At 74.4% G+C, this 17,353-nt stretch carries 16 protein-coding genes; 11 read left to right on the top strand and 5 right to left on the bottom strand.

The features are described from left to right. Positions 1–42: 42 nt before the first annotated feature. The 8 genes from ABZS77_RS15935 (at position 43) to ABZS77_RS15900 (ending at position 9,941) form a co-directional block, all read left to right on the top strand. Entirely contained in the window at positions 43–1,707 is a 1,665-nt protein-coding gene (locus ABZS77_RS15935; RefSeq protein WP_354823077.1) for a trypsin-like peptidase domain-containing protein, read from the top strand. Then, positions 1,707–3,929 carry a tetratricopeptide repeat protein gene (locus tag ABZS77_RS15930; RefSeq protein WP_354823075.1) on the top strand — a complete coding sequence of 741 codons (2,223 nt, stop codon included), beginning with the start codon at positions 1,707–1,709 and terminating at the stop codon, positions 3,927–3,929. The genes ABZS77_RS15935 and ABZS77_RS15930 overlap by 1 nt, the downstream gene beginning before the upstream one ends. 33 nt (positions 3,930–3,962) lie before the next feature. Then, positions 3,963–5,399, top strand: coding sequence for a VWA domain-containing protein (locus ABZS77_RS15925; protein WP_354823073.1), 1,437 nt, complete (start codon positions 3,963–3,965; stop codon positions 5,397–5,399). Next, positions 5,396–6,499 carry a hypothetical protein gene (locus ABZS77_RS15920; protein WP_354823071.1) on the top strand — a complete coding sequence of 368 codons (1,104 nt, stop codon included), beginning with the start codon at positions 5,396–5,398 and terminating at the stop codon, positions 6,497–6,499. Before ABZS77_RS15925 ends, ABZS77_RS15920 begins: the two co-directional genes overlap by 4 nt. Next, positions 6,496–7,839: an ABC transporter substrate-binding protein gene (locus ABZS77_RS15915; RefSeq protein WP_354823069.1), complete on the top strand. Its 1,344-nt coding sequence runs from the start codon at positions 6,496–6,498 to the stop codon at positions 7,837–7,839. The genes ABZS77_RS15920 and ABZS77_RS15915 overlap by 4 nt, the downstream gene beginning before the upstream one ends. A 13-nt stretch (positions 7,840–7,852) precedes the next feature. Beyond that, entirely contained in the window at positions 7,853–8,185 is a 333-nt protein-coding gene (locus tag ABZS77_RS15910; RefSeq protein ID WP_354823067.1) for a CU044_2847 family protein, read from the top strand. 110 nt (positions 8,186–8,295) lie between these two features. Further along, complete coding sequence (locus tag ABZS77_RS15905) at positions 8,296–8,604, top strand: hypothetical protein (RefSeq protein WP_354823065.1); 309 nt, start codon at positions 8,296–8,298, stop codon at positions 8,602–8,604. A 35-nt stretch (positions 8,605–8,639) separates the two neighbouring features. Next, positions 8,640–9,941: an NAD(P)/FAD-dependent oxidoreductase gene (locus ABZS77_RS15900; protein WP_354823063.1), complete on the top strand. Its 1,302-nt coding sequence runs from the start codon at positions 8,640–8,642 to the stop codon at positions 9,939–9,941. Here ABZS77_RS15900 and ABZS77_RS15895 read toward each other — a convergent pair. From ABZS77_RS15895 to ABZS77_RS15885, 3 genes are all read right to left on the bottom strand, one after another. Beyond that, on the bottom strand, positions 9,912–11,003 hold the full coding sequence (locus ABZS77_RS15895) for an AI-2E family transporter (RefSeq protein WP_354823061.1): 1,092 nt from the start codon (positions 11,001–11,003) through the stop codon (positions 9,912–9,914). The two genes, ABZS77_RS15900 and ABZS77_RS15895, sit on opposite strands and share 30 nt — an antisense overlap. 70 nt (positions 11,004–11,073) lie before the next feature. Continuing rightward, positions 11,074–11,859, bottom strand: a complete 786-nt coding sequence (locus ABZS77_RS15890) for a fused MFS/spermidine synthase (RefSeq protein WP_354823059.1) — start codon at positions 11,857–11,859, stop codon at positions 11,074–11,076. 80 nt (positions 11,860–11,939) lie between these two features. Next, on the bottom strand, positions 11,940–12,914 hold the full coding sequence (locus ABZS77_RS15885; RefSeq protein ID WP_354823057.1) for a DUF2267 domain-containing protein: 975 nt from the start codon (positions 12,912–12,914) through the stop codon (positions 11,940–11,942). Between the two features lie 202 nt (positions 12,915–13,116). On the opposite strand from ABZS77_RS15885, the gene ABZS77_RS15880 reads away from it, so the two are divergent. Continuing rightward, positions 13,117–13,431, top strand: a complete 315-nt coding sequence (locus ABZS77_RS15880) for a hypothetical protein (protein ID WP_354823055.1) — start codon at positions 13,117–13,119, stop codon at positions 13,429–13,431. Between the two features lie 66 nt (positions 13,432–13,497). Here ABZS77_RS15880 and ABZS77_RS15875 read toward each other — a convergent pair whose 3' ends face one another. Both ABZS77_RS15875 and ABZS77_RS15870 read right to left on the bottom strand, forming a co-directional pair. Then, a complete protein-coding gene (locus tag ABZS77_RS15875; RefSeq protein ID WP_354823053.1) occupies positions 13,498–13,848 on the bottom strand; it encodes an STAS domain-containing protein in 351 nt (116 codons plus the stop codon). A 76-nt stretch (positions 13,849–13,924) separates the two neighbouring features. Then, positions 13,925–14,308 carry an STAS domain-containing protein gene (locus ABZS77_RS15870; RefSeq protein WP_354823051.1) on the bottom strand — a complete coding sequence of 128 codons (384 nt, stop codon included), beginning with the start codon at positions 14,306–14,308 and terminating at the stop codon, positions 13,925–13,927. A gap of 209 nt (positions 14,309–14,517) precedes the next feature. Between ABZS77_RS15870 and ABZS77_RS15865 the strand changes: the two genes are divergently transcribed. Beyond that, on the top strand, positions 14,518–16,284 hold the full coding sequence (locus tag ABZS77_RS15865; RefSeq protein WP_354823049.1) for a SpoIIE family protein phosphatase: 1,767 nt from the start codon (positions 14,518–14,520) through the stop codon (positions 16,282–16,284). Further along, entirely contained in the window at positions 16,281–17,330 is a 1,050-nt protein-coding gene (locus ABZS77_RS15860) for a cobalamin-dependent protein (RefSeq protein WP_354823047.1), read from the top strand. Before ABZS77_RS15865 ends, ABZS77_RS15860 begins: the two co-directional genes overlap by 4 nt. The last annotated feature ends 23 nt before the right edge of the window (positions 17,331–17,353 follow it).

Raw genomic sequence — 17,353 nt, 5'->3', positions numbered from 1 at the left:
TCGGGGCACTGGAGGCTTGGTGGCTCGATTACTCTGGGACAGGTGACGGTGACGGTCGACCATGGCGACGAGCCGTGGCCGGTCCGTATCCGCGGCCCCCAGGGGGAGGTCCTGGGCGCGGGCATGCTGATCGACGACCGTCGCATCCTGACCTGCGCCCACGTCGTCGCCGACGCGTCGCACGACCCGCACGCCGTCCCGCGAGGGCCGATCGGCGTCGACCTGGTCGGTCAGCCCGGCTCGCCGAGCGTCTCGGCGCGCGTCGTGCCGGACTGCTGGGTGCTGCCCACCGACGAGGGTGGCGGCGACATCGCCCTGCTGGAGCTGGCGCGACCGCTGACGTCCGGCGCGTACGCACCGCTGCGCCGGATGCGACTGTGGGACCGGCACGTGGTCGTCCGTGGATTTCCGGACACTCTGGAGCACGGCCTGTACGTCCGGGCGCGGCTCGCCGGCCCGTCGGGCACGCGACGCGAACGGGTCCAGATGGACGCGGCCACCACCGGCCCGCAGGTCAGCCCCGGATTCAGCGGCGCCGCGGTGGTCGACGACATCACCAGGACGGTCGTCGGGATGGTCGTCAGCACGTACCTGGAGAGCGACGACGCGCCCGCGGTGGGCGCCGGCACCTCCCCGGCCAGCGGCCTGTCCTGGATGATCCCGGTCGAGACGATCCTGCACCACCTGCCCCGGCTCGGCGACCTGGTCCCCGGTACGCCGTCGGTCGACCGCGGCTTCCTTGCGGCCAGCCACCTCCCGGTCGACCCGGCGGTCGCCCGGCAGATCACCGACCTGTTCACGCGGCAGCTCGACGCCAACGTGCTGATCGTCGTCACCGTCCACTCCGGGTCCGCCTCGGCGGCGGCGGTACGCCAGGCCGCGGTGCGCTCCAGCCGCGAGCTCCGCCCCACCGGAGCACCGGCCGTGGCGGACGAGCACGCGGACGTGCCGCCGCTGGGCAGCATCGACCTGGCCGTGGACGTCACCGGTCGCGCGACCGAGGCGGTGTCCGAGCGGATCGCCGAGTGGACCGGCGCGGCCGACGACACGGCGGACCGCCCCGCCGCCGCGCTGCCTCCACGATCGACGATCATCGACAACATCGACGAGGCGGGCGATCCCGGGACGCTGCTCTCCGACGTCGTGATGCCGCTGGTCGACCAGGCCGCCACCCGGGACCTGCGGGTGCTGCTGACCTTTCGCGGTGAGGCCGTCGGGTTGCGCCTCGCCCTGCTCGCGCGCCGCGTCGCCACCCTCGCGGCCACCGAGTCCGCCGCCGAGAGGGCGTATCGCGCGGTGGCCACGGTGGTCGCCGACCCACCGCGGGTGCCGTCGCGGTCGACCAGGCTGCGGATCCGCCTCACCGCGCTGCGCGCCATGACCGACGAGTCCGTGCTGGCCGCCCGGCTCGCGTCGACCGAACGGGCCGTCGACCGCGCGGTACGCGAGGCCGAGGCCGTCCGGCGGCGGCTCGTCGCGGTGGAGGCCGACTGGTCCGAGCTGCGCGGTCGCCTCGACGGTTTCCTCGCCATGGCCGTCGACCACGGCCTCGACGAGGACGCCGCGCTGAGTCCGCTCTACCGCCGGGCGTACGAGCAGCTCACCGGCGGGGCCTGCGATCTGGTGGCCGCCGCGGCGGCGGTGCACCGGTACGCGGACGCCGTCCGGCACGCGGTGGGCACCCGTACCGCAAGGGGTGTGTCGTGATGTCGTGCACCCGGACGCCGGGCTGCGCCGGCACCGTCGACGACACCGGTTTCTGCGACGTCTGCGGCCTGGCGCCGCTGCCCGCCGTCGGCCCGGGCGGGTCCACGGCGGCGGCGACTCCGCTCGCGAGCACCCGGGACAACTGGACGGTCGCCAGTCTCGTCTCCCTGCCGGTGCTGGCCTTCTCGACCGACGGGGACGCGGCCCGGCCGCCCCGGGTGCCGGAGGAGGCCCGTTTCTGTCCCGGCCCGGGGCGGCACCCGGTCGGTCGCGGTCGGGGCGGCCGGCCCGGTCTGGAGAAGGGCTTCTGCCCGCGTTGCCGGACGCCGTTCAGCTTTCTGCCCAGCCTGAACGCCGGCGACCTGGTCGCCGGCCGCTACCAGGTGGTCCGCTGCCTGGCGCGCGGCGGGCAGGGCTGGGTCTACCTGGCCCGCGACACCCACCAGGACGACCTGGAGGTCGCGCTCAAGGGCGTGCTGCACGCCAACGACGACGCGGCCCTCGCGGCGGCGATCCAGGAACGGCAGTTCCTCAACACACTCGACCATCCGAACATCGTGCGCAGCACCGACTTCGCCACCCACGACGATCCGGTCGCCGGCCCGACCGGCTACATCGTGATGGACTACCTCGACGGCATGTCGTTGCGCCGGCTGCTGGTGGCCGCTGGGGACGCCCGGCAGCCCGACGTCACGCTCCCACTGGACCACATCCTCGCGTACGGCCACGAGATCCTCGCCGCACTCGACTACCTGCACCGGCGTGGGCTGCTCTACACCGACATGAAGCCCGACAACGTGATGCGCACGGCCGACCGCATCAAGGTGATCGACCTGGGTGGGGTCCGCCGCAGCGACGGCACGTACGAGAACCTGGTCGGGTCCGCCGACTTCCTGGTCAGCATCGAGGAACTCCGGGCGCGGGGTGCGACGCCCCGCTCCGACCTGTTCGCGCTCGGCCGGACACTGGCGGAGCTGTTCGAGCACCGCACGCCGGGGCCGGACACCCCGGGGGCGGCGGCGGACGCGCTGGGCGTCGAGTCGTTCCGCCGGCTCGTCGCCCGGGCCGTGCACCCCCGCTGGGACCGGCGGTTCGCCTCCGCGACCGAGATGTCGGAGCAGTTGCTCGGGGTGCTGCGCGAGATCCTGGCGGGCCAGCCGGATCGGCGGCAACCCGAACCGGTGTCGCTGTTCCAGCCGTCCGCGCGGCTGCTCGACGCCGGCCTCGGGTCGGTGCCGCCGTTGCACACCTGGGTCGACGGCCCCGACACCACGCTGCTCGACGACGGCCGTCCGGCCGCCCACGTGGTGGCCCTGGGCCTGCCGACACCCCGGCCCGACCCGGACGATCCGGCCGCCGACGACCTCGCCGCCGTCGGGGCGCCGGACGCCCGCAGCCTGCTCGCCAAACTCGCCACCGTGGGCCAGGCGTCGGTGGAGGTCGAGTTGAGCCGCTGCCGGGCGTACCTCGCGTTGCACGACCGCCGGTCGGCGGCCGAGGCGTTGGCCGAGGCCGGGGTGGTCCTCGGCGAGCGGGCCGAGGCGGACTGGCGGATCGCCTGGCACCAGGCGCTGCTGGCGCTGACCGATGACCGGATCGCCGAGGCGCGGCGACACTTCGACGCGGTGTACGGCGACATCCCGGGGGAGATCGCCCCGAAGCTGGGGCTCGGCTACTGCGCGGAGCGTGCCGGCGACACCGTCCTGGCGGCCCGCTTCTACGCGGCGGTGTGGCGGCGTGACCCGTTCCAGGCCAGCGCCGCGTTCGGCCTGGCGCGGCTGCGGCTCGCGGCGACCGACCGTGTCGGCGCGGTCGCCATCCTCGACGAGGTGCCCGCGTTGTCCCGCCACCACGACGCGGCCCGCGTCGCGGCGGTGCGCGTGCTCTCGTCCCGGTTGCCCGCCGGGCCGCCCAGCGTGGCCGAGGTGGAGCAGGCCGTCGGGCGGCTGGCGACGCTACACCTCGACGGGGGCGAACGGCAGGGCGAGTCCCGCGACCGGTTGACCACGGCGATCCGGGAGATGGCGCTCGACCTGCTGGCCTCCGGTGCCGCCGACGCGCTGGCCCCGAGCCCGGTGCTGGGCGAGCCGCCGACCGAGCGGGCGGTACGCGTGCTGCTGGAGCGTTCGTACCGGGCGCTCGGGCAGCAGGCGCACCGCCCCGACGACCACGACGTGCTGATCGACCGGGCGAACGCGGTCCGACCCCGCACCCGATGGTGACCGAGACGACGACCCGGAACGGAGCGTGAATCGGTGGACGCCGGCATGGAGTTCAGCCTTCAGGTCAGCCAGAACAAGTACCTGCCGGCGAACGGCCGCGAGATGCACGCCATCCTCTCGGTCGTCGGCGATTCCCCGGGGTCGGAGACGGCCGGGCCGGCCCGGGCGGACCCGCGACGGCTGGTCGAGGTGCTGGTGATCGACTGCTCGGGCTCGATGGCGAACCCCCCGACCAAGATCGCGGCGGCGCGGCGGGCAACCGCCGCCGCCATCGACGTGCTGCCCGACGGCGTCCGGTTCGCGGTGGTCGAGGGGACCGAGCGGGCCCGGATGGTGTACCCGTCGGCGGCCGAGCTGACGACCGCCTCGGCGGAGACCAGGGCGCACGCGCGGGCGGCGGTGTCCCGGCTCAGCCCGGGCGGTGGGACGGCGATGGGCAGCTGGCTGGCGGCCGCACGGGACCTGCTGCCGGACGACCCGTCCGCGATCTGCCACGTGCTGCTGCTGACCGACGGCATCAACCAGCACGAGACCCCGCAGGAGCTGGAGCGGGTCCTCGACACGTGCGCCGGTCGATTCGTCTGCGACGCCCGGGGCATCGGCGACGGGTGGCATCCCCGGGACCTGCTGCGGATCGCCGGCGTGCTGCGTGGCACCGCCGAGGCGGTACGCCGCCCGGCCGAGCTGGAGGCGGGTTTCCGGGAGACGATCGACGCCGCGCTCGGCAAGCTGCTGCCCGACCTGCGGATCCGGGTGCAGAGCATGCCGTACTCGTCGGTGACCTTCTTCAAACAGGCCAGTCCCACCCTGACCGACCTCACCGGGTACGCCGACACGGTCGACGGCCGGACCGTCGAGTTCGCCACCGGGTCCTGGGGTGCGGAGCGGCGCGACTACCACCTCTGCCTCGCCGTCGACCCCGCGGTGGCGCACCTGGAGGAGGACCAGATGGCCGCGCGGATCAACCTGCTCGTCGAGGGGGAGGTCCGGGCCGGTCCCGCCCCCGTGCTGGTGCACTGGACCGACGACCTGGTCAAGTCGTCCCGCCTCGACCCCCGCGTCTCGCAGGTGACCGGGCAGGAGGAGGTGCGTCAGGTCATCAACGCGGGCTGCGACGCGTACGACCGGGGTGACCGGGTCGAGGCCCACGCCCAGTGGACGCGTGCGGTCGAGCTGGCCCGGCTGACCCGCGACGAGAAGGCGCTGGAGCAGCTGCGCCACCTGGTGGATCTGGAACCCGACGGTCTGGTCCGGCTCAAACCCAACCTGAGCCGGGTCGACGTCAACGTGAGCCTGCTGTTCTCCAGCCGGACCGCGCATCCGGGAGACGCGGCCGGGCCGGTCCTGGACGCCCCGGTGGGCGAGGACCGGCTCTGCGCCGCGTGCGGCCACCTGTCGCCGCCCGACGCGGCGTACTGCGAGCAGTGCGACGCCGTCCTGGACGGCGGGGACGGCGGGGAGGTGCCGTGACGGTCGTGAGCCCGATGGGACAGCGGCAGGTCAGCACCACCCGTCGTACGCTGCTGCGGCTGCGGGCTGCGCTGCTCGCGGCCACGGCTGTCGCCCTCGTCGCCTGCCTGGCGGTGTTCCTCGGTGTGGCCCGTACGGCGGACGCGGCTGCCGACCGGTCGGTGCCGGCGATCCTCGCCGTGTACGACGCGCAGCACGCGCTGCGCAGCGCGCACGCGGCGGCGGTACGCAACCTGACCGACGGCGGGCTGCTGCTGGGCGACCCGGGGGTGGACTACCAGCGCCAGATCGCCGGCGCCGGGCAGTACCTGACCCTGGTGGCCGAGAACAACGCGGCCGGGGACGAAGGCACCCGTGACATCCAGACGGTCGAGGCTCTGCTGGTGACGTACACCGGTCTGATCGGGCGGGCCGACGCCAGCTACCGCGACGCCAGCCTGCCGGCTCTGGGTGGCGCCTGGCTGCGGGACGCGGCGAGCCTGATGGACGACATCCTGGGTCTGCTCGACGACCTGTTGGCCAAGCAGGTGGCGGTCCTCGACGAGCAGCGGGACAACGGCTGGACGCACCGGCTGACCCCGGCGCTGTGGCTGCTGCCGCTGCTCGCCCTCGGCGCGCTGCTGGTGCCGACGCAGATCTACCTGTCCCGCCGCTTCCGGCGGGCACTGAACCTGCCCCTCCTGCTGGCCACCGCGGCGACGGTGGGGATGGTCGCGCTCACCTCGCTGAGTCTGCAATCGGCGGCGGACCTCGACCAGGTCCGCCGCGACGTCGCGGCCGTGCGGGAGAGCCGGCAGGGGCAGTTCCAGCAGGTGCGTCAGGAGGCCGCCGACGCGCTCGCCGACGAGGTGCGGAAGCGGTGCCCGGGCGGCTGCGCCCGTACGGTGGCGGGTCTGCGGGCCAGCGCCGCACCGCCGTCGCCGTCGGCGGCCTCGCCGTCGGCGGGCGCGGCGGAGGCCGACACCCTGACCCACGCGGCCCGCGCCGCCGACAGCAACTCCGTCGAGTTCGTCCTGCCCCTGCTGGCGCTCGGCATCGGGGTGCTCATCCTCGCGGGGTTCCAGCCCCGCCTGGCCGAATACGGATACCGGTCGACATGAGACACCGTGGAAACCTCTCGTGGACGGCGCTGGCGCTGGTCGGCGTGCTGCTGGCCGGCACCGGCCTGAGTGGATGCTCCGGCGACGGGCCGGCCGGTGAGGTGACAGTCCTCGCGTCGTGGACCGGCGCGGAGCGGGCCGCCTTCGACGCGGTCCTGCGTGGCTTCGAGGCCGAGACCGGCGTCCACGTCGACTACCAGGGCCACCGGGACGTCAGCCAGGTCCTCCAGGCCGGCATCGAGCGTGGCCGACCGCCCGACATCGCCGTCCTGCCCCGCCTCAACGACCTGCAACGCTACGTCAACGAGGACCAGCTGCGTCCGCTCGACGAGATCGTCGACGGTGACGCCGGCGCCGCCGCGCAGGTGATCCGTCTCGGCCGCAAGACCACACCGATCGGCCCGCAACGGGCCTACGCGGTCGCCGTCGCCACCCACCTCAAGAGCATCTTCTGGTACGAGCCGCGCGCGTTGGCCGCCGTCGGTCACCGGCAGCCGCCGACGACCTGGTCCGAGCTGGTCGCCCAGAGTCGGGGCGTGGCGGCCGGCGGTCGGGTGCCGTGGTGCCTGGGAATGAGTTCGCCGCCGGTGTCCGGCTGGCCCGGCACCGACTGGATCGAGGACATCCTGCTGCACCAGTCGGGGCAGGCGGCGTACGAGCAGTGGACCCGGGGGGAGCTGCCCTGGCGTACGGGACCGGTGCGCGACGCCTGGGTGGCGTGGGGTGAGCTGATCGGGGTGTCGTCGTCACCGGCGACGGCGCGGGCGGGTCTCTTCACCACGTGGGCGGACGCGGGCAGTGGTCTGCTCACCGCGCCGCCGGGGTGCTACCTGGACCACCAGGCCTCGTTCGTGCTGCGCACGTACCGGGACGCGAGGCCGGACGGGGGTGGCCCGGTCGACTTCTTCCCCACCCCGCCTGTCGGCCCGTCGGACACGTCGTCGCTGCGCGAGGTGTCCGACGACATCGCGGCCATGTTCCGGGACACCGGGCCTGCCCGGGACCTGATGGCGTACCTGGCGTCCGAGCCGGCGCAGCGGATCTGGCGGGAGTCCAGCGACGAGCTGTTCTTCAGCCGTCGTGCGCAGTCGGGCGACTACGCCGACCCCGTCATCGGCAGGGTGGCGAGCCGGTTGCGGTCCGGGACGCTGTGCCGCGACGGGTCGGACCTGCTGCCGGCGGCGATGGCCACCGCCTTCGAACGGGCCGTGCTGGTCTACCTCCAGGACCCGGCCCGTCTGGACGCGCTGCTCGCCGAACTCGACGCCGTGCGGCGTTCGGTGCCACCGGCGGAGTACATGGACCTGGGTTGCGAACCGGCAGCGCCCCCGACGAATTGAGAAGGACGACACGATGACCGAACTGCGCAGGTTCGACCTCGACGGTGGTGGCTCGGTGGTGGTCGAGGTCGACGGCCGGCCCGGCGTGACGAACGCGGGCGCCGCCGGCAAGGTGGTCCGGGAGGCGCGCGAGACGTTCGACCGGGCGCTCACCGAGGTCCGCGACGCCGCCTCGGTCGCCCTGGGCCGGTTCCAGTCGATGGCACACCGACCCGACGAGGTCGAGATCACCTTCGGGGTTCAGTTGACCGCCGAGGCTGGCGCGGTCATCGCCCGGACGGGCGTGCAGGGTCAGCTGACGGTCACGGTGCGCTGGCAGCGACCACCGGACACCCCGGTCTCCTGACCGTCAACGGCTACCACCTGGGCACGGTCTGGCCGCACGACAACTCGATCGCCGCGCTCGGCCTGGCCCGGTACGGCTACCGGGCCGAGTCGAACCGGATCAGCCTGGCGATGTTCGAGGCGGCCGAGCAGTTCGGTCACCGGCTGCCGGAGGCGCTGAGCGGGTTCGACAGGCACCGGCTGCTGTTCGCGGTCCCGTACCCGTCCGCGTGCAGCCCGCAGGCGTGGGCGGCCGGCGCGCCGCTGGCCCTGCTCCGCGCCATGCTCGGCCTCAACCCGGTCGACGGCCGGCTGGTGCTCGACCCGGACATCCCGGAGGAACTGGGCCGGATCGCCGCCGAGCGGGTGCGCGCGTACGGCGAACTGTGGGCGATGGAGGCGGTCGGCCGCCGCGGCCACGTACGCCTCCAGCCGAGCTGACGTTTGTCCCGGGCCTCGACGGGAAACGGCCCGCAATGACGAAACCTCGTGTGGTGATCGTGGGGGCCGGATTCGCTGGTTACCACGCGGCGAAGACGTTGAGCCGGATCGCCCGGGACCGGGCCGAGATCGTGGTGCTGAACTCGACCGACTACTTCCTGTACCTGCCGCTGCTGCCGGAGGTTGCCGCCGGGGTGATCGAGCCCCGACGGATCGCCGTGCCGCTGACCGGGACGCTCAAGGGCGTACGGGTGGTGATCGGGGAGGCGGACCACGTCGACCTGCAGAACCGCTGGGTCGGCTTCACACAGCCGGAGGGGGAGAAGAACCGGCTGGCGTACGACCGGTTGGTGCTCGCGGTGGGCAGCGTCAACAAGCTGTTGCCGATCCCCGGGGTCACCGAGTACGCGCACGGCTTCCGGGGCCTGCCCGAGGCGGTCTACCTGCACGACCACATCGTCCGGCAGGTCGAGCTGGCCGAGCAGGCCGAGGATCCCGCCGAGCAGCGGGCCCGGTCCACGTTCGTGGTGGTCGGCGCGGGCTACACGGGCACCGAGGTCGCCGCGCACGGGCAGCTGTTCACCGACGCGCTGCACGCCCAGCGGCCCCGGTTGACGGTCCGCCCCCGCTGGATGCTGCTCGACGTGGCGCCCCGGGTTCTGCCGGAGCTGGACAAGCGGATGTCGGACACCTCGCACAAGGTGCTGAACCGGCGCGGGGTGGACGTCCGGATGGGCACCTCCGTGGCCGAGGCGACCTGCGACGGGGTGAAGTTGACCGACGGCGAGTACGTGCCCACCTGCACCCTCGTCTGGTGCGTGGGGGTGCGGCCCGACCCGTTCGTCAACGAGCTGGGCCTGCGCACCGATCGGGGGCGGCTGGTCACCGACGAGTTCCTCAACGTTCCCGGCTACCCGGAGGTGTTCGCCTGCGGCGACGCCGCCGCGGTGCCCGACCTCACCCACCCCGGTCAGGTCTGCGGGATGACCGCCCAGCACGCGCAGCGGCAGGGCAAGCTGGCCGCCCGCAACATCGCCGCGTCGTACGGCTTCGGGCGGCGCCGGCCGTACAAGCACCACGATCTGGGCTGGGTGGTCGACCTGGGCGGCAAGGACGCGGCGGCGAACCCCCTGCACGTCAACCTGGCCGGGTTGCCGGCCAAGGCGGTCACCCGGGCGTACCACCTGATGGCGATGCCCGGGAACCGCACCCGTGTCGGCGCCGACTGGGCGTTGGACGCCGCGCTGACCCGCTCGGCGGTCCAGCTCGGGTTGGTTCCGGCGAACGCGGTGCCGTTGGAGAGCACGTCACCCGAGGTCGCTGCCCGGGTCCGCTGAGCGGCCCGGGACGGCGGGGCCGGGCCGGCGCAGCCGGCGCGGCCCGTACTCGCGCAGCAGGGTCTGCGCGATGCCGGCGGCGGGGATGGCCAGCAGCGCGCCGAGCAGGCCGGCCAGCTCCGCCGAGAGCAGCACGCTGACCAGCACGGTCAGTGGGTTGAGCCGGACCGCGCGGGACAGGATGAGCGGCTGGAGCAGATGGTTCTCGGCCTGCTGGTAGACCACGAAGAACACGAGCACCACCACGCCCGCGACGGGGGAGTGCAGGAAACCGGCGCCGGCGGCGATCACCGCGCCGAGGGTGGCGCCGACCAGCGGGATCAGGTCGGTCACGGCCACCAGCAGGGCGATCACGGCGGCGAACGGCACCCCGGTGAGGGCCAGCACCAGGTAGGTCAGGCCGCCGCAGATCACACTGATGAGCAGGTTGCCGCTGAGGTAGCCGGTCACGGTCCGCGACACCTCACGGCCCACCCGGCGCAACCGTTCGCCCTGACCGTCCCCGGCCGCCGCGAGCACGCCGCCGGTGATCCGCGGGGATTCCAACACCATGAGGTACGCCAGCACGACGACCGTGACCAGCCCGGCCACCGTCTCCACGATGCCGCGCAGCACCCCGACGGCGGGTTGGCGCAGCCGGGTGCCCAGGTCGCGCAACTGGTCGGAGTGCTCCGAGGCGTACCGGCGGGCGCCGGTGCGTTCCAGCAGCTGCCCCAGCGGTCCCTGCCCGGCGCGGGCGTCGCGCAGCAGCTGCGGTGCCTGGTCGGCGAAGCGGCCCAGCTCGTCCACCAGCGGCACCAGGATGATCGCGCCCACAGCGGCCACGACCACGAGCACGGCGAGGAACACCAGCAGCGTGGCGAGCGCCCGCCGCCGGACCAGTCGACGTTGCAGCCGGTCGACGAGGGGCTTGATCGCGACGGCGAAGAAGGCGGCCACCACGACCCACACCAGCACCCGGCGGGTCGCGTACACGAAGGCCAACGCGAACGCGGTCGCCAGCACCAGACCGATGACGATCAGGGTCCGGCGGGCGGTCACCCGTGTGTCGGCGTCGCTCACCCGCCGGGCCTTCCCCGCGCACGCCGTCGGAAACCCGGCATCACCCCTGATTGCGGACGGGTCGGCCCCGTCAGGGCGTGTCGTCGTCGCTGACGGGTCGGGCGCCCGCGACGAACGTGTCGAGCGCGGCGCCGTGCAGCAGACCGCCGGGCACCGGATCGCGCAGGGCGGCCACCGCCAGCCTGCCGACCGGCAGCCCGCCGGCCCGGGGTGTCGCGGCGAGCACCAGGTTGCCGTAACGGCGGCCGCGCAGCATCCGCCGGTCGCCGAGCACGCACACGTCCCCGAAGACCGCCCGCAGGACCGCCACCTGCACCCGGGTGCCGACCAGCGGCGGCAGGTCGGTGACGTTCACCAGGTACAGGCCGTCCGGGCGCAGGGTCCGCGCCACCTCGGCCGCGAACTCGACGGTACGGACGTGCCGGGGCATCCGGGCCGCCCGGTAGATGTCGGCGATCACCAGGTCGTAGCTGGCCGCCGGGGACGCGGTGACCGCCTCGCGGGCGTCGGCGACCTGCACCCGCACCTCGGGCGGCAGCGGTGGCAGTTCCCGGGCCACGAGCGCGACCACCGCCGCGTCCCGCTCGACGACCCGCTGCGCAGAGCCGGGCCGGGTCGCCGCCAGCCAGCGGGGCAGCGTCAACGCGCCGCCGCCCAGGTGCAGGACGTCCAGCGGGACACCCCGTGGGGCGGTCAGCTCGGCCGCGGCGGCGATCCGCCGGACGTACTCGAAGTGCAGGTGCCGCGGGTCCTCGACGTCCACGTACGACTGCTCGACGCCGGCGGACAGCAGCGTGCGCCCGGTCCGGCGGACCGGGTCGGTCACCAGTTCCAGCCGGTCGGCGGTGCGGTTCATGACCGGCACGCTAGCCGAGCGGGCCGGCGGAGCGGGGGGCTGCCCCGCGTCCGCCGGCCGTCGTCCGTCGCGGTGGCCGGTCAGCCGGCCATCCCCGCGCCCACCTCGTCGATCGCGTCGTCGATGCGGTGGGCGAGGTCCACGTCGAGCGCGGTGACCCCGTCGGCCTGGCTGGTCCGTACCGTCAGCACGGCAGCCGTGCCGCCGGGACGCCCGATGCTCGGGCCGCGTCCGGTCTCCTGGCGCAGCCGGTCCAGCCGGTCCAGCACCCGGTCCAGGTTGTCCGGCGGCAGCGCCACCACGCGGTACAGGCCGTCGCTGTCCCCGGCCCAGTACGGCAGGTCGTCGAGCGCCGCCTGGAGCTGGTCGGCGTCGAGGGTCGGCGTGGTGGTGGAGGCGCCCACGAGACCACCGCCGGCCTCCGGCGGGTTCAGCAGCTCGCGCAGCCCGTCCGGCACGTGCAGCGACTCGACGAGGTCGCCGTCCTGGTCGGCGAGCGCGGCGAGGGTCGCCTCGGCCTGGTAGCGGGCCTGCTCGGGTGTGCGGCCGCTGATCCGGCCCACCTCGGCCAGGAAGCCGGGCAGGTCGCGGTGCCGTTCGATGCCGTCGACCGGCAGGACGTCGTGCAGCGAGTTCGGCACCGCGTCGAGCAGCGTCTGCCGTTCCGCCGCGTCCAGGGCGAACGCCAGGACCAGCACTGTCGCCTCGGCGCCGACCTTGGCCGTGCTGAAATCCACGCCCGCCCGGCGACCCACCTCGTCGACGAGGGTGTGGTAGCCCACGGTGTTCACCCCGGCCCCGCCGTCACGCAGGGGCGGTTGCGGTCGGGGATTGTCCGGGGTGCCGGGCGTCGGCGGGGCGGGCCCGCCGCGCGTGGAGTCCTGCTTGTGCCGCCCGGCCGCTGCGGGACCGGCGCGCTTGCCCTGCTCCAGGCTGGTGACCTGCTTGGAGGCGCTCAGGCTGGCGCCGAACTCGCTGGGCTGGCGACCCTGCTCGCGGGCCTGCCGGGCCAGTGCCCGGCGCCGCTGGTTGTCGCCCTCCATCTGCTTGCGCATGGTGTGACACCACCTTCCGCTGGGGATCGTGGCTGCGCCCGTCGCCTTCCCGCCGCCCCGGCAGCCGAAACGGTCGCCGCCGGGTGGGCCGGCCGGGCGGCGGCGGGCTTCATCCGCCACGGGTGAGGGACGCTCACCCGCACGGCCCGCAGGATCGGGTCAGGACCGGAGTTCTTCCGAGGTACGCGGAAGGAAGGTCGTCATGAAGCGGATCGTCGAGATCGTCCCCGCACGACCCGGCTGGTACGCGCGCTGGCAGCTCACGCCCGACGCCACCCGGTGCTATCCGGTGAGCCTGTGGGCGTTGGTGGAGGAGGCCGACGGGTCCGGGCGCGAGGTGGTCGGCATGGACTGCATCGGCCAGTGGCCCGGCGCGGACGACAACGAGGTGGGTGGGGAGTTCGTCCGCTACCTGTACCAGACGCCCGATTCGGGTGTTCCCGAGGACGCCGACGCGACGCCTGTCGGCGCGCTCCGCGACGACGGACCCCGGCTCCAGCCGATGACGGCACCCTAGACATTCCTCCGGCCCCCGACCCCAGGTCCCAGGGTCGGGGGCCACCCCGCCCGGGGGTGGCCCGGATCAGCCGATGGAGCGCACGTCGGCGTCGGCGTCGGTGGTGGCGTGCTCGACGGCCAGCAACTCGGTCAGGCCGGTGCGGTCGAGCATCTGCCGCAGCTGTGGGCCGACCCCGGTCAACCGGATCGACCCGGCGGCGCGGTGCACCACCAGCAGGGCGCTGAGCCCGGAGGAGTCGCAGAGGCTCACCCCGCCCAGGTCGACGAGCAACCGCTGGCCGTCCGCGTCGCGCAGGTGCGCCACCGCCGCGATCAGCTCGGGTGCGGTGTCGTAGTCGAGTTCGCCGGTCAGCCGCAGCTGGAGGTGCCCGGCGTCGAGCCGGGTCACCTCGATGGTCAGCAGCTGGTCGGACATTCCACCATGTTCGCAGTCCCGCGCCCGAACGCAAAGCCGGGGGACCCGTTTCCGTGGCCCGCGTGGCGGCGAACGCTCAGGCGGTCGCGGCGGGCCGCCGCCCGTCCGTTCGCGCCTGGGTGTGCCGGGCGAGCAGCCCCGCCACCCCGGTGATGTCGAGGATGGACGCCAGGAACGGGGGGACCGCGCGCAGCCGGATGTCGGTGCCGACCTCCCGGCCCTCCCGCCACGCGTGCACGATCACGGCCAGACCGGTGCTGTCGATGAAGTGCAGGTCGGTGAAGTCCAGTACCAGGGTCGGTGGCGCGTCGGCGAGCACCCGGTCGACCTCCACCCGCAACGGCCCGCACGTCGCGTACGCCAGCTCACCGGTGACCCGGATCACCGGCCCGGCCGGGTCGGACAGATCGACGGACGTGGTCAGGTCGCTGGCCTCGGGTCGTCGCACTGGGGATTGCACGCTCACGCCTTTCCACCGGTGCCGCTCGGGCCGGTTCGAGGAGGATCGTAACAACGCGCCGTGCGGTCCGCCGGATACGCGGCACAGGTCGGTGGGCTGCCGTGGGATGCCGCTTCCGGCATGCCGGCGTAGGGTGGTCGGGAGACAGGTGATCCCAGACGCCGTCCCCCGCGTGGGTCCGGTGGACCACGAGGAGTGAGGCTCAGCTGGTGACTGCTTCCGACGTCAGGGGCTTCGACCCGGGCGACGGACGGATCTCCACGCCGAGTGCCGCACGGGCGTTGACGTGGTCCGCCGACGACGCGCCCCAGCCTCCCGCCGCGCTGCCGCCGCTGGCTCCCGACCGGGGCCGGGCCGAGCCCGCCTGGTCCGAGGTCGTCGAGCACTTCCGCGAGGGCCTGGTGGTCTGTGACGCCGACGGCGTCGTACGGCACGTCAGCCCGGTGGCCGAGCGGCTGCTGCCCGAGGTGCTCCCCGGCGGGCAGCTCGCCGCCGCCGGTGTGCCCGGCCTCGCTTCCGACAGTCCGGCACGTTTCACCCACGGCGGTCGTCAGCTCACCGCCCGCCGGGTGTCCCTCTCCGGCGGCCGCTTCTGCTGGTACGTCGAGGACGTCACCGAGAGCGCGAGCCGCGCGGACGCGCTGCTGGCCGAGCGGGCACGGTCGGCCTTCCTGGCCGTGGTGGGCGACAAGCTGGGCAACCCGCTGCATCCGGACCGGGCCGCCGCCGCGGTCGTCCGCCTCGCCGTGCCGGCCCTGGCGGAGGTGGCAGTGCTGGTGCTCGCGCCGCGCGCCGGCCGGGCCCGCTGGTGGCGCGCGTCGCGCAGCGATGACGAGACGCCGCTTGTGGACAGCGGTGTGCTCCCGAGCTCCGACCTGCCGGCGGCCATCGCCGACGGGTTGACCGGCGTGGAGCCGCACGCGGTGGACTGGCTGGTGGAGCAGGCGGTCGACGCCGGCTGGCTGCCCGGTCTCAGTGTCGCCGAGAGCACCGCCCGGGTCGTGCCGCTGCCGGGCCGCGACGCCCCGGCCGGGGTCCTGTTCGTGGCGCGTCGCAACACCCGCTGGTACGACGAGGACGATGTGCAGCTGGTCCGCGCCTTCGCGGCCCGGGCCGGCGCCGCGCTGACCACCGCGCTGCTCTACCGCGACCAGGCGGAGGTGGCCGACACCCTGCAGGCCAGCCTGCTGCCGGTGGAGCCGGTCGAGGCCGCCGGTGTGCAGTGGGGCACCGCGTACCGGCCGGCGCAGGCGGGGCTGCGGATCGGCGGCGACTTCTACGGCTCGCACCGGCTCGCCGACGGCGGTTCGGTGTTCTTCCTCGGCGACGTGTCGGGCAAGGGTGTCGAGGCGGCCGTCTTCACGGGTCAACTGCGGCAGTGTCTCCAGGCGCTGCACCGGTTGGAGTCCCATCCGGGGCGGCTGCTGCGGCTGCTCAACGACGCGCTGCTGGAGACGACCCAGGCGCACGGTCAGGGCCGGTTCGCCACGATCGTGCTCGGCGTGGCCCGCCCGCACCGCGACGGGGGTCTCACGCTCACCATGGCCGGTGGCGGGCACCTGCCGCCGCTGGTGCTGCGCGCCTCGGGCGAGGTCGAGTCGGTGCCGCTGCGCGGCATGCTGATCGGGGTGGTGCCCGATCCGCGCGTCGGCGAGGTGACCGTACGGCTGGCCCCGGGCGAAACCTGCCTGCTCTACAGCGACGGGGTGACCGAGGCGCGGGGCGGCCGCCGGGGCGACGAGCAGTTCGGCACCGATCGGCTGGTCACCGCGGTGACCGGTTGTCAGCGCATGCCGGCGCCCGCCCTGGCCGAGCGGGTCGAGCAGGTCACCTGCGACTGGCTGGGGCACGGCGACCACGACGACATCGCGGTGCTGGCGTTGCGCGCGGTGGGCCCGAGCGGCCGTACCCCCCGGCACCTGCACTCGGTGCCCGAGCCCGCCGGCGCCGAGCCGCGGAGGGAGACCGACTCGTGAGCGCTCCGACGGCCCCCGTCGACCCGACCGACGCGTACCGCGGCTACCTGGACTGTCTCGGCGACGCCGACGAGTACGCCGCCATCGACGTGGCGCTCGGCCTGCTCGACGCGGGCGTACCCGCCGAACGGGTGCTGCTCGACCTGGTCGCGCCGGCGCAGGCCGAGGTGGGCGAGCGGTGGGCGCGCAACGAGTGGAGCGTGGCGCAGGAGCACGCCGCCACGCACATCAGCGAACGGGTGGTGGCGGCGGTGGCCGCGCACGCCAACCCCCGCCCCACCGGCGGGCGGGTCGTGGTCGCCTGCATGGACGGGGAGTGGCACGCCCTGCCTCCCCGGCTGGTGGCCGAGGTGCTGCGGCTGCGGGGCTGGCAGGTGACCTTCCTGGGTGCCAGCGTGCCGGCGGCGCACCTGGTGTCGTACCTGCACCGGCACGACGCGCACGCGGTCGCCCTGGCGTGCGCGCTGCCGATGCGGCTGCCGCACGCGCACCGGATGATCGAGGCGTGCCGGCGTTCGGACGTACCGGTGGTGGTGGGCGGGCGTGGTTTCGGCCCGGACGGGCGGTGGGCCGCCCGGCTCGGCGCGGCGTGGGCACCGAGCGCGCCGGCGGCGGCGGAGCTGATCGCCGACGAGCGGGCGCTGCGCCGGGTCCCGCCGGCCCAGCTGTCGCACCTGGTCGACGACGAGTACGCGAGCCTGGTCCGCAGGCGGGGCGAGTTGATCGACAGCGCGCTCGCCGACCTGCGGGAGCGGGTGCCGGCGGTACGGGACTACACGGCCGCCCAGTTCGACTCGACGGTGAGCGACCTGGGCCACATCGTGGACTTCCTGGCCGCCGCGCTGTACGTCGACGACCCGTCGCTGTTCACGGAGTTCGTGTCGTGGCTGGTGGAGATCCTGGCCAGCCGCGGGGTGCCGGCCGCCGCCGTGGACCTGACCCTGGGGCACTACGCCGGTGTGCTGCGGGACTTCCCGCGCGCGGCGCGGGCGCTCGCGCTGAGCCGGTCGGGTGCGACCGCCGCCGGCTCCCACGCCGTGCGCTGAACGTCCATCCCGGCGGCAGCCGA

The organism is Micromonospora sp. NPDC005298 (assembly GCF_040607375.1).
Classification (GTDB): domain Bacteria; phylum Actinomycetota; class Actinomycetes; order Mycobacteriales; family Micromonosporaceae; genus Micromonospora.
The sequence above is the reverse complement of the archived record's forward strand: the minus strand, read 5'-3'. Positions and strand labels throughout refer to the sequence as shown.

Coding starts and splice junctions, on each gene's coding strand:
- ABZS77_RS15930 (WP_354823075.1), top strand. CDS start 1,707: ATGTCGTGCACCCGGACGCCGGGCTGCGCCGGCACCGTCGACGACACC.
- ABZS77_RS15915 (WP_354823069.1), top strand. CDS start 6,496: ATGAGACACCGTGGAAACCTCTCGTGGACGGCGCTGGCGCTGGTCGGC.
- ABZS77_RS15910 (WP_354823067.1), top strand. CDS start 7,853: ATGACCGAACTGCGCAGGTTCGACCTCGACGGTGGTGGCTCGGTGGTG.
- ABZS77_RS15905 (WP_354823065.1), top strand. CDS start 8,296: ATGTTCGAGGCGGCCGAGCAGTTCGGTCACCGGCTGCCGGAGGCGCTG.
- ABZS77_RS15900 (WP_354823063.1), top strand. CDS start 8,640: ATGACGAAACCTCGTGTGGTGATCGTGGGGGCCGGATTCGCTGGTTAC.
- ABZS77_RS15890 (WP_354823059.1), bottom strand. CDS start 11,859: ATGAACCGCACCGCCGACCGGCTGGAACTGGTGACCGACCCGGTCCGC.
- ABZS77_RS15885 (WP_354823057.1), bottom strand. CDS start 12,914: ATGCGCAAGCAGATGGAGGGCGACAACCAGCGGCGCCGGGCACTGGCC.
- ABZS77_RS15880 (WP_354823055.1), top strand. CDS start 13,117: ATGAAGCGGATCGTCGAGATCGTCCCCGCACGACCCGGCTGGTACGCG.
- ABZS77_RS15875 (WP_354823053.1), bottom strand. CDS start 13,848: ATGTCCGACCAGCTGCTGACCATCGAGGTGACCCGGCTCGACGCCGGG.